At 52.1% G+C, this 12,083-nt stretch carries 12 protein-coding genes; all 12 read right to left on the bottom strand.

Annotation, left to right across the window (positions count from 1 at the left end):
* Positions 1-65: 65 nt before the first annotated feature.
* The 12 genes from PsAD5_RS05405 to PsAD5_RS05350 all read right to left on the bottom strand — a co-directional run bounded on the left by PsAD5_RS05405 (position 66) and on the right by PsAD5_RS05350 (position 11,991).
* Positions 66-674, bottom strand: a complete 609-nt coding sequence (locus PsAD5_RS05405) for a hypothetical protein (RefSeq protein ID WP_063286764.1) — start codon at positions 672-674, stop codon at positions 66-68.
* A gap of 24 nt (positions 675-698) precedes the next feature.
* Positions 699-1,868 carry a succinyl-diaminopimelate desuccinylase gene (gene dapE, locus PsAD5_RS05400; protein WP_063291347.1) on the bottom strand — a complete coding sequence of 390 codons (1,170 nt, stop codon included), beginning with the start codon at positions 1,866-1,868 and terminating at the stop codon, positions 699-701.
* Positions 1,869-1,970: 102 nt separating this feature from the next.
* Positions 1,971-2,414: a DUF805 domain-containing protein gene (locus PsAD5_RS05395; protein WP_057464176.1), complete on the bottom strand. Its 444-nt coding sequence runs from the start codon at positions 2,412-2,414 to the stop codon at positions 1,971-1,973.
* A gap of 250 nt (positions 2,415-2,664) precedes the next feature.
* Positions 2,665-3,714: a histone deacetylase family protein gene (locus PsAD5_RS05390; protein ID WP_063291427.1), complete on the bottom strand. Its 1,050-nt coding sequence runs from the start codon at positions 3,712-3,714 to the stop codon at positions 2,665-2,667.
* A gap of 47 nt (positions 3,715-3,761) precedes the next feature.
* Positions 3,762-4,754 (bottom strand): aldose epimerase family protein, encoded by a 993-nt coding sequence (locus PsAD5_RS05385; protein ID WP_063291346.1) that lies wholly within the window; start codon positions 4,752-4,754, stop codon positions 3,762-3,764.
* Positions 4,755-4,896: 142 nt separating this feature from the next.
* On the bottom strand, positions 4,897-5,406 hold the full coding sequence (locus PsAD5_RS05380; RefSeq protein WP_208981677.1) for a retropepsin-like aspartic protease family protein: 510 nt from the start codon (positions 5,404-5,406) through the stop codon (positions 4,897-4,899).
* Positions 5,407-5,570: 164 nt separating this feature from the next.
* Positions 5,571-6,233: a phosphoribosylanthranilate isomerase gene (locus tag PsAD5_RS05375; protein WP_063291345.1), complete on the bottom strand. Its 663-nt coding sequence runs from the start codon at positions 6,231-6,233 to the stop codon at positions 5,571-5,573.
* A 170-nt stretch (positions 6,234-6,403) separates the two neighbouring features.
* Positions 6,404-7,033, bottom strand: coding sequence for a uracil phosphoribosyltransferase (gene upp, locus PsAD5_RS05370; RefSeq protein WP_063291344.1), 630 nt, complete (start codon positions 7,031-7,033; stop codon positions 6,404-6,406).
* Between the two features lie 127 nt (positions 7,034-7,160).
* Positions 7,161-8,396, bottom strand: coding sequence for a DUF1688 family protein (locus PsAD5_RS05365; RefSeq protein WP_063291343.1), 1,236 nt, complete (start codon positions 8,394-8,396; stop codon positions 7,161-7,163).
* Positions 8,397-8,639: 243 nt separating this feature from the next.
* Positions 8,640-9,641 carry an adenosine deaminase gene (locus tag PsAD5_RS05360; RefSeq protein ID WP_063291342.1) on the bottom strand — a complete coding sequence of 334 codons (1,002 nt, stop codon included), beginning with the start codon at positions 9,639-9,641 and terminating at the stop codon, positions 8,640-8,642.
* Between the two features lie 3 nt (positions 9,642-9,644).
* The gene (locus PsAD5_RS05355; RefSeq protein WP_063291341.1) at positions 9,645-10,520 is read right to left on the bottom strand and encodes a phytanoyl-CoA dioxygenase family protein; all 876 of its coding nucleotides are present in this window, start codon (positions 10,518-10,520) and stop codon (positions 9,645-9,647) included.
* Between the two features lie 250 nt (positions 10,521-10,770).
* On the bottom strand, positions 10,771-11,991 hold the full coding sequence (locus PsAD5_RS05350) for a phosphopentomutase (RefSeq protein WP_063291340.1): 1,221 nt from the start codon (positions 11,989-11,991) through the stop codon (positions 10,771-10,773).
* Between the last annotated feature and the right edge of the window lie 92 nt (positions 11,992-12,083).

The following is a 12,083-nucleotide window of genomic DNA, read 5'->3' as shown; positions in this document are numbered from 1 at the left end:
GTGTGCGCGGAAACTGGGATGAGCGCTACCGAAAATTTAAAGGGGTGCGTGAAAAATAGGTGTTATTACGCAAATAACCGGTCAAGTGACGCACTGATCAGGATGGAAAGCACCAGATCCAGAACCACCAGACCAATCGAGATTGAGAAGCTGCAATCCCCTGCAACGCGGGCAATCTGGAATCTGTACCACAGCACCCACCCGATTATCGGGAAGGTCAACATGATCAGCAGTTCTGAGGGAATGAGCCCCGCCATATAAAGCAGATACAGCAGCGTCTGCGGGAGCAGGATGATGAGCGTGCTCCAGTTGCGGACGATGATGTATGGTCCGTAGTTGCGTTTCAGCCCCAACGATCCAGCGAGAAGCCCAACAACAATCGGGAATGTGATCCAGTCGACAAACAGGGAGAGGAACTTACCGAAATACAGCTGGAAGCCCCCAGCAACCATCTCAGTGCTCTCTTGCCCCTGCGTGGTGAAATGCTCAACCATCAACGCATGCTCTGCGATCAGGCTCAGCAGATAAAACGGAAGCAGAAGGAAGATGACCAGAAAGGAGCGCCAGAAGCCATCAGCAGACAGATCAAACTGCTGCAACGCTTCCGTCTCACCCTTCATGATCCTCCAGGATGCAATGCAGGATTGGCGAATTTCCTGTGTGCCAAGAACCATCACAACACCCTGTTCCTTGTTAGCTTAAGCCTGAAAGTAATCTTGCAGGAAGCGGAGGTAAATGTCTGCAAGCTGCTCGATGTCAGCTACAGCAACGTGTTCATCAACCTTGTGCATGGTCTGGCCGACAAGGCCGAACTCGACTACAGCACAGTAATTCTTGATGAAGCGAGCATCTGAGGTTCCGCCGCCGGTGGACAGCTCAGGTGTGCGACCAGTGACGGTCTTGATGGAATTGGACAGGGTCTGGATCAACGCTTCATCGTGGGTCAGGAAGCTGTCGGTGGCTTCTCTGGCGAACTCAATACTCCAGTCTAGACCTTCCGGTGCAGCATCGTTCAGAAGCTTCTCAATGTGCTGGCTCAGAGAGCTGACGGACCACTGATCGTTGAAGCGAATGTTGAATTTCGCCATGACGTGGGCTGGAATGACGTTGGTCGCGGTGTTGCCGACATCAACCGTGGTGATTTCCAGATTGGATGGCTGGAATCGCTCATTGCCTTTGTCCAGCTCAACCTCAGCAACCGCACTCAGAAGTTTGAGCATGCCCGGGACCGGATTGTCCGCAAGGTGCTGATAGGCAACGTGGCCTTGGGTTCCGTTAACTTTTACTGTGCCTGTCAAAGATCCGCGACGGCCAACTTTGATCGCATCTCCCAATGCATCCGGATTGGTTGGTTCGCCAACGATGCAGGCATCGAAAACGTGTCCCTGCTCTTTGGCCCATTCCAGCAGTTTAACAGTGCCATTGATTGCCGGTCCCTCTTCATCGCCTGTGATCAGGAAGGAGATTTGGCCGGGAATTCCATCTGGATGCGCTTTAACGTAGTCGATTGCTGCAGCGGCAAACGCTGCTACGCCGCCTTTCATATCTGCGGTTCCGCGGCCATGAAGCATGCCATCTGCGATGGTGCCGTCGAACGGACCGTGGGTCCAGGCTGCTTCATCTCCAACTGGCACAACATCAGTGTGGCCTGCAAACACGAAGTGTGGTTTGCCAGAGCCAATGGTTGCAAACAGGTTCTCGATGTCGGGCGTGTTCTCGTCGGAGAACATCACGCGGGAGACGTTGAAACCGGCGTCAGCGAGCAGCTTTTCAAGCGTGGTGAGAGCACCACCTTCAGCTGGGGTGACACTTGGACAGCGGATTAGGTCGCGGCAGATCTGTACCGCAGGAGAAAGCGTATCAGTCATGCCTCGAGATTTAGCTGTGCTGTGCCTGATGGTCAATCACGAGTTGCCAGCACTTCGTGATATTCACTGGCACATAGCAACGCAAAATCTCAACATAAACGCTTATTTTTTGCGTTGTAATGGGCGGGTGTTGGATGCCGGACCGTATTTGTTCGGGCCTTCCTGGCTCTTTAGGAAACCAACAATGATTGGCACCAGAAGGTTCAGGAATGGCAAGAAGAGTGTCAGCGCAACGAAACCAGTGACACCACGGTCCTGTAACCGCTTGATCACCAGCATGAACACCATAAAGTTTGCGATAAGCAGCAAGGGGTACAGCAACGGATTTGTAGTCAGCAGGTCACTGTAGGCCTGTGCCAGTGTGAGATCTGATGTTCCGTTTTCGATATAAGTATCGGCAAGCGAACTTGTGGCGACATTCACTGCGATGGATAAAACACAGAAGATCAGTGCCGTTGCCAGCCAGTAGACGCCTTTGGAGATGCGTCCAAACGGATTGCAAAATAACCACAGAAGGCTTGTTTTTCTTAGATTTTGCTCTGGCATTCTTTGATCACTTAAAGCAGCCGCCTTTCGTCAGACTGGCTGTGCTGCTCTAATCCCTCGTGGTCTCGCGTGTTGTTATCCGTAAACCGTTCCCCACCTTACGGGAATACGCTTTAAGAAATTTCAGTTCGCAAGGATGTACGCATATTGTGGGCCGCTTTCAAGAGGGGCATTGCGGCAAGACACAAGTGGCGGGAAAGATCTTTCCCCGTCACTACATAAAACATAGGTTTCTGAGCGTGTTAGCTGATTAGGAGCCAACCTTCACAGTATCGAGATATCCGCTTAGTGCTTTGGTGCAATTGATGCCCAGATCCCCAACAGCGTATCCGCCCTCCATCACAAACAAGGTTGGCTTACCTAGTTTGGCAATGCGGGCACCGATTTTTGTGAAATCTTCCGTCTTCAGCTTGAACTGAGAGATCGGATCATTCTCATACGGATCCATGCCCAGAGAGACTATGATGACATCCGGCGCAAACTTCTCGATGGAGTGGCAGGCGTCTTCCATCGCCTCCTCCCACTGAGCCCATGCAGTGCCGTGTGGCAGAGGATAATTGTGATTGTACCCTGCGCCCTCTTTCAAGCCCCGCTCATTCGCATGGCCGAGATAATAAGGAAACTCAACCTTCGGGTCTGCATGGATGGAGAGGAACTGCACGTCAGCGCGGTCATAGAAGATTGCCTGAGTACCGTTGCCATGGTGGTAATCCACGTCGAAGACCGTGACCTTGGCAACGCCTTGATCTCGCAGGTATTGCGCAGCAATCGCTGCATTGTTCAGGAAACAATAGCCACCATAAAGGCGACGGTGTGCGTGGTGGCCCGGAGGACGACAGAGTGCGAAGGCGGAGTTATCACCTGACAGGATCAATTCCGCCCCTGTCAGAGCAGTTTCCGCACTTTTGCGCGCTGCGACCCATGTGTGTTCACCCATGGGCGAGCCAGCATCGAACGAGTAGAAACCAAGCTTTCCGTCGATGTGATCCGGCACAATGTCATGTCTGAGACCATGTACGGGCCAGACGAACGGGAAGACCTCTTCTACTGTGCGCCCTTCTGCCAGCCAAAGCTTCCAGAAATCCTGCAGAAAGGTGACATAATCCGCATCATGTACCTTCAGGATTGGGTCCAGAGAAAACTCATTTGGTGTAAGCACCTCACCGAACTGCGCTTTTTTGAGGTGCGCAAGAACAATTTCGGCACGAGATGGGATCTCATTGGCGGGAACCAACTGCCCATCAGAGATTTCTTTGGTCGGGGCATGCAACAGCTGATCAGGTGAGAAAATGGTCTTCACTGTTATCATCCTTTACAACAACTGATGTGCTGTCTCTCCTTTGCACATCAGATGAAACGGTACTCGGTTACTTGTAGATAGTGCTCAGTGGGTTGAAGCGTGGAACACGCAAATTCTTCATGGTTTGGACTGTCTGGCCAGCATTGAGGTTCCAGACACAGACCCGCTCTTGGGCCATACATTTTGCCGCCAAAGCCCGGAACCGGGGTATTGAGGGAACTGCCGTCGTAGAACTGGATGCCGGGTTCAGTTGACCAGACTTCCATCTTGAGCTCGGTCTCAGGCTCAAACACCACAGCGGATAGCTCAGGCTTTTTCAGACGGAACTGCCTGAGGCAGAAATTGTTATCGAAGCGTGAATCCTGCGCGTCGGCAATCTCGCGCATCTCACGGAAATCATAGGGAGTTCCCGCGACATCAACGATTTCACCAGTCGGAATCAGCTGATCAGAAACAGGGAGGAAAGAGCGCGCAGGAATCATGATCTGATGCCTGGTAACATCCTCATGATCGCCCAGATTGAAGTAGCTGTGATGCGCCGGATTCAGCAGGGTTGGCTTGTCCGTGGTGCCGGAGAATTCGATGCGCAGCGTGTTGTCTTTGGTCAGGGTATAACGGCAGGTGATCTGGACTGTGCCCGGGTATCCCTCTTCGCCATCCGGAGATTCCAAAGAGAGTAAAACACTGTCCTCGCTGGCTTCTTCAATGGTCCAGATCCGATGGGCGAAGCCTTTGTGCCCGCCGTGCAGGTGATGTCGTCCGCCTTCATTCACAGAGAGCTGGAATTCTTCAGAGCCAATTGAGAAACAACCGCTTGCGATGCGGTTGGCGCAGCGGCCTGCAGTCGCGCCCATGTGCGGTGAGTGGAGTTCATAGTCGCGCAGATTGTCAAAGCCGAGTGTCAGGTCGCGATCTCCCAGTTGCAGTCTGCGAACTGTGGCGCCATAGGTGAGGATGCTTGCGGTAAGGTTGCCGCCATGCAGTGTCACTTCTTTGACAATTTCCCGGTTTTCCAGTTCACCGAAATCACGAATAGCCACTGCTTTCCCTTTCCATTGCAGACCTGCCTCCCCTCAGGTCATTCATTCCATACCAACCTCCTATGAAACGAGAATTAGTACAAGCAAGACAAAAGGATACCGCCAGTCTAAGAGCAGCAGAAAGCAGGGTTTATTTTTTTGGTTATCTTGGCGCGATCACGAGCTCTTTGTTGCCGAGCGTGATTTTGCCAAGCCTGTTCAACGCAGACATCCCTAAAAGCACCTGTGAGAGCGCTTCATCTTTAAGGATTAGGCTTTTAACGTTGCGTATATGAATTGAACCCAGATAGAGATTTGAAATAGAGGCTGATGCCCCCGACGTGATGCCGTTTGCTGTGCGCACTTCGACAGTGAAATCTTCGTTGCGCACCCTTATGCCAGCCTTACGTGCGATGCTGTAAGGTATGGCGAGCAAACTTGCACCCGTATCAATCAGAGCTGAGGTCTTGTGACCATTGATCTTGATGGTCGCCATGAAGTGGCCGTTGGGAGACTTGCGAATTCTGGTGATGCGTTTTGAGGTTTTCTGAGGCTCGTTTACACTCTGAGATTCGTGCACCTCAACGACGCCCAGCAAGCGCTCTTCGAGCACCTTGGGCACGATCAACGCGACACAAATGACGACAACCATGACCCAGATATAACGTTGCACGTGCGCCCCCACATCTTCTGGGCACCACAACATCCCGGTCTTTCGCCGTGTTCAGAGATCACTCAGTGTTTTGCCCATTACTTTTCATAGGTATACAGCCGAGCCGAAGAAAAAGGCAAGAATTCTAATTAAAAACCTAAGATTTCCGGAGATCTACCTAGAACTCAGGTACAGGCAATTGCCGCAGCAAATTCTGACAATCGAGTTCGGTTGAGACGACCATTCACACGTACGCCGCTGCAAACATCTACGCCGTAGGGTTTTACAGTCTCAACTGCTTCGATGATGTTCTGAGGGGTTAGCCCACCGGCAAGGAATACCGGAATATCGAGTTTCTCGACAATATGGCGGCTTAGATCCCAGTTGTGCGTTCGGCCTGTTCCGCCGAGTTCATTTTCTGAAGGGCGGCCTGAATCGAGCAGAACCGCATCTGCAACGCGGCTATATTCCTGTGCGATTTCAAAGGAATACTCGTCTTCGACATGAACAACTTGCACGATGCGTGTGCTGGCTGGCAAGTCCAAGCGCAGTTCCTGATATTCGCCCGGATCAATTGGTTTGACAATTTGAACCGTGTTGGTACCGCAGGTGAGCACATGCTCGACGATGTCTTTTGCAGTGGTACGCGATGTGAGGAGCCAGGTTGCGACAGCTGGCGGGACTTGCCGGGCAATATTGAGAATGAGGTCATCTTCGATCACACCGGGACCGGACGGCATGTGGGCAACAAGACCGACAGCATCGGCGCCGCAAGCAACAGCGGTGGCTGCTTCACCCGAAGTTGAAATACAGCAAACCTTCAAACGGGTACGAGCTTTATTAGGCATTCCATCATCCCCTTGCGCGCATGACCTTACAACACGGTCTACACCTCATAAAGGACGAATACACAGTTTTGAGATGCGTATCGTCTCCGGTATTTCTGTCTGTATTTCTTGAGGATGCCTTCAAGAAAAAGCGCCAGACCTGATGCCTGACGCTTCTAAACCAAGAAAGTTTATTTTGTACCGTACATCCGGTCACCAGCATCACCGAGACCCGGGATGATGTAGCCCTTTTCGTTGAGCTTTTCATCGATGGACGCAGTGTAGATTGGCACGTCAGGATGTGCGTCGTTGAAGCGCGCAACACCTTCAGGAGCAGCCAGCAAGCAAACGAACACCATGTTCTTTGCGCCGCGCTTCTTCAGGCGATCAACAGCGGAAATTGCAGAGTTTGCAGTTGCCAGCATTGGATCAACAACGATCACCAGACGCTCTTCCAGCTCCTGAGGCGCTTTGAAGTAGTATTCAACGGCTTCAAGGGTCTTAGGATCGCGGTAGAGACCGATATGCGCCACACGTGCAGATGGGATCAGCTCAAGCATGCCTTCCAGCAGGCCGTTACCAGCACGCAGGATGGAGGCGAAGCAAAGCTTTTTACCAGCCAGAACCGGTGCATCCATTTCAGCAACTGGTGTCTCGATGGACTGGGTGGTCATCTTCAAATCGCGTGTTACTTCGTAGCACAGCAACAAAGAGATTTCGCGCAGCAAGCGGCGGAAGTCCTGCGTCGGGGTTGTTTTTCTCCGCATGTGGGTCAGCTTATGCTGGACCAGCGGGTGTGCGATTACGGTTGCGCCGGACATCGTGTTCCTCTTTTTCAACCCAGTCGGGTCTTTTATATGCAGCTGCCTTTTGTCAGCATGTACATGGCAGTGCGTGTCTTAGTTAGGCACCTGATATTCTCGGGTGCAATTGACGATAGGTTATAGATCAAAAAACGGTTCCATCACTGATAATCATCAGGGGTGGAGATCCATCACCTCGTTTTTCAAGGGCAATTTGTCGTCCTGCAGCCCAAGACCCACCTTCCAGCACACATGCCAGTGGAAGCTGATCCCGGGAGACAGACAAATCTGCCCGAATCCAATCCGCGAGCTTATCGAGAAGAGCGATCGTGAGTGCTCTCCATTCAACAACCAGCTCGCTGCTTACTTCGTGTTTGTTCAGGGACTGCTTTTGATCTTTCAGGCGCAGCACGCCCGTGTCCAAAAACAATCCGCCATTGCGATGCTCAGCAAGGCCAGTCAAACCATCAATGTTTGTCATCTCAATACCAGCCCACGACAGAGGTTCAACTAAAGAATAAGCAATCCATTGAGAAAGTTTGTGAAGAGGGACAAGATTGGTGGTTTTGTCCTGAGTTGTGACCTTGGAATGACGCCAAGTGTCCCCGAGGATTACACCATCGATCTGCTCACGATTGGGCCAGATCGGCCCTAATCCATCCAGAACCAGCTCCAGAATACGTTCTGCATCCAGAGGGCCGTTTTGCCCTTCCTCATAGAGGATATCGAAGAGACCGCCCGGACGTGGCTCATCTTCTTTACCAAACAGATCGTCGCGGAGAGAAACAGCCTCTCCCAGACGGTTCAGCAAAGACAATCGCCCATCCAGCCCGATAAGCTGGTTCTTCTCTGTGATTTGTAAGCCTTCTGCGAGTTCATCCTTGTCTAGGCGGAACAAGGTGATGGCATCTGCCCTGAGCGGGTCCAGCGGCTCGTGAGAAAAGAAACCAGCCGAGAACATCGCCAGTGAACCAATCGCCAGTCCTTCAGAATGCTTGAAGGTCTCATTGGTGATTGCTTCGCGATACGTCCAGTGCTCACCAGCGGCGGCATCAAGCAGCGCTGAAACAATTGCCAGATCGCAGGCTGCACGGCCCATGCCCTGCACATCAGAAAAGCGCCGTGCACCAGCCAGCATGCCCCAGCGGTCTATGCCACCGGTCTCAAACTGGCGCCAGCGGGCATGAAACGGAATTTGCCGATCTGGATAGGTGTTGTCGGTCGCAGCGAGTGTTCTGCGGGCAGCTTCTGCAAGGTGAGACAGATCAACAGCAAAATGCTCAAGTTCGCCCTGCAATCCCAGCTCCAAAAGCATATGTGAGCGTTCACGTACTGCTTTTGCGTTGAGCAAGGACAAAGCCTGCGATGCTTGCATCTCCATCTTCGTCGGTTCCTATCGTTTTGCCTGTTGAGGCCTGTAAAGCACTCGTATTTCTGGTTTGCCGGATTCGGCCTTATGCAACGTCTGCCCTGAAGCTTAAAGTGCCCCAGTGATCTACGTTATAAAGCCCGCACCTTTTTATGAAGGTACGGGCTTTTTGCAATCTATGCTCTGAGGTTTTGAGCATAAGAAACCCGGCTATGCCAGTTTTCCTGCTTATGCACACTCAACTCAAGCAAAAACTCATGCTTCTTCAGTTAAAGTGTCCAAACGCTTTAGAAGAACAGCACGGGTTTCCTCATCAACGAACGCCGCTTCCAGCGCATTCTTTGTGATGGATTTCTGGATGTCACGCGTCCAGCCAAACACACGAGATGTTTCAACATACTCGTGGCCAAGCGTTGTGTGGAAGAATGGCGGATCATCGGAGTTGAGGGTGATACGCACACCTGCCTGACGCAGCATGTTTACCGGGTGGAAGCGCAGGTTTGAGTAGACACCGAGTGCAATGTTGGAATGTGGGCACACCTCAAGGGTGATTTCCTCGTCCACAAGACGCTGAACCAGCGCATCGTCTTCTACTGCACGCACACCATGACCAACACGGGTGATCTTCAGGTAATCCAGTGCGTCACGTACGCTTTCAGCACCGCCGAACTCACCAGCATGGGCTGTGAGGCCGAGACCAGCTTCGCGGGCCATAGCGAAGGCTTTTTCGAAGTCCTTTGCCGGGCCAATGCGCTCGTCACCAGCCAGACCGAAGCCTGTTACCATTGGGTGTGGGTTGTCGATGACAGCCTTGACTGCGCCTTCAACGGACTCAGCTCCTTCATGACGCACACCGAGTGGAACCAGACGGCCTTCGATGCCTGTGTCTGCTTTCGCACGTTCCAGACCGGCTATGAGGCCTTCCAGATAGGAGTTGTAGCTCAGGCCTGCTTTGATTGCATGATCGGGAGAGATGAACACTTCCGCATAGATCACGCCTTCAGCTGCCAGCATCTTGTAGTAGGTTTCAGCTAGTTCTGCATAGTCGCCCGGGCGGCGGAACAGAGATGCTGCAACATCATACTGCTGAATAAAGGTGGTAAAGTCATGCCAGCTGTAGGCTCCGTTGGTGTCGAACAGATCACCCAAGTCTACATCATAGCGCTCTGCCAACTTTCTTACGAGCGTTGGAGGTGCTGCACCTTCAATGTGGCAGTGCAGTTCGGCGCGTGGCACCACGTTCTGCTTTGGTCTCATTTCTTAAAATCCGTGCATTGGCTTGTCTTTAGCCCGAACAATCCAGTTGTCATCCGACCATTTTGCAGTTCCGTCTACCATATGCACAGCATAGGCATGACGGGACTTATCAGAGCGGTTCGGAGCAGATTTGTGCGGCACAAGTCCATGAAGGATAACAAGGGTCCCTTTCGGGGCAACAAGTGGCGCCGCATCATCTGCAGATTTTTCGAGTGGGGTTTCGTCTAGGGTCTCCATCACAAGGCCTTCGCCGTTGTAATGGAAGCGTTTGCGAAGCGGTCCTTGATGACCACCTGGAACGCCATACAAACCACCGTTGGTTTCATCCGCATCTTCCAAAGCGAACCAGAAGCCTGTGCAGGTCAACGGCGCTGTGTGGAGGAATGTGGAGTCTTGATGGTTGTTTACTTCTCCGCCGATGTGAGGCGGTTTGAAGATGTACATGGATTGAGCGAGCAGTGGCTCTGTCAGTCCGATATCTTTGGCCACGCGTTCCATTTTAGGGGAGCGTGAAAACTGTTCAAACACAGGGTCATAGTCATGCAGGGCATGGCCGACTTTGTTCAGTGCCTGATGTTTGTCTTTGGTCAGAGCACCATTTTCGTCAAATGCTTCTGCCTCGAAGAAGAAACGGATTTTATCACCGCTTTCACGGAAATAAGCGTCCTTCGCATGCGTCTGCGCATTGGTCTCAAACACGGACGCGACTGTTGACGGGTCAAACTCGTCAATCAGGTGAGCCATGCGTGCTTTCAACTGATCACACTCTTCCGGCGATGCAAATCCTTCAAGAACGAGGAAGCCGTCCTCTTCAAACGCCTGCTTCATCTCAGGCGTTAAGCTTCCATCTTGCTGTGCAGTAAACGTGCGAGCCTGCATGCTGCATTCCCCTCTCATGTAACACGACGGATGCCTCTCCCAGCATCCTCAGAGCATGCCGCGTTCCTTTAAAGTCACGCATCATGCTCTAACATTTTTATTGGAGTGAATTCTTGCCGTTTGATTGTGTCCAAACAAACGGAACGCACTCTAACAATTGCAAATCATAGGCAATTCAGAAATATATCGCGGTACACTAAACCGGGCAAACAATGCTTGCCCGGCTTATTTTCAAAATTTCCTACTGGATCTACAGAAAACTATTTCCGTTTTCGCCAGTTGAAATTCCAAGATGTTTGGCAACGGACTCGCCCATATCAGCGAAAGTCGGGCGTTTTCCGATGTTGGAACCCTTCTCGCCTTTCACCAGAGCCAGTACAGGAACATGCTCACGTGTATGGTCTGTGCCTTTCCAGGTTGGGTCACAACCGTGGTCGGCAGTCAGAATGAGCAGGTCGCCGTCGTTCATCTTTTCAATCATCTCTGGCAGACGCTTGTCGAAATGCTCCAGAGCTGCGGCATAACCCGGCACGTCACGGCGGTGGCCGTAGAGCATGTCGAAGTCAACGAAGTTGGAGAACACAAGGTCTCCGTCTTTCGCCAGATCCATTGCTTCCAACGTGCGGTCAAAGAGCTGATCGTTGCCAGCACCCTTCAGCAGTTTGGTGATGCCTTGCGCTGCATAAATATCGGAGATCTTGCCGACAGCAATCACCTGACGGCCAGCATCTTCCAGACGATCCAGAACAGTTGGAGCTGGTGGCAAAACAGAGTAGTCGCGACGGTTTGCAGTCCGCTCAAAGCCTGCTTCAACAGAGCCCTCAAACGGACGGGCAATCACACGACCGATGTTGTATTCGTCTACCAGTGTGCGGCACTTCACGCAGAGATCCAGCAGGCGCTCAAGGCCAAAGCTCTCTTCGTGGGCAGCGATCTGAAGAACACTGTCTGCAGAAGTGTAGATGATTGGCTTGCCGGTTTTGACGTGCTCTTCACCGAATTCCTCGATGACAACAGTGCCAGAACCGTGCGTCAGACACAGAACACCCGGGAGTTCACCAACTTCGATGATCTTTTCGATCAACTCAGCAGGGAATGACGGGTTCGCATCCGGGAAGTAGCCCCAGTCGAATGTGACTGGTACGCCAGCAATTTCCCAGTGACCGGATGGTGTGTCTTTGCCGTTGGAAACTTCAGCAGCAAAACCCCAATGGGATTCTGGCGTGCCGGAGAAATCCAGGCCTTTAATGTCTTTACCAGTGGATGCACGAGCGGCAGCACCCAGTCCAAGACGATCCATGTTTGGCAAGGAGAGAGGACCGCTGCGCAGACCTTCTTTATCGCCTTTACCTTCTGCACATGCATCGGCAATGTGACCAAGGGTGTCGGAGCCGACATCGCCAAACTTGTCAGCGTCGTCGGCTGCGCCGATACCGAAGCTGTCGAGTACACACATAATTGCGCGTGGCATTCGCGTTTCCTTAGTTTTTGGAGGACAGCTCTCAATCAGATAATTGTCTGCTCAAAAGAGGTGAGAGGCTGTCCTGCCAGTTAATTATTGCT

Origin of the sequence: Pseudovibrio sp. Ad5 (assembly GCF_001623095.1) — a bacterium.
Classification (GTDB): domain Bacteria; phylum Pseudomonadota; class Alphaproteobacteria; order Rhizobiales; family Stappiaceae; genus Pseudovibrio.
This window is presented reverse-complemented; position numbering and strand designations above follow the sequence as displayed.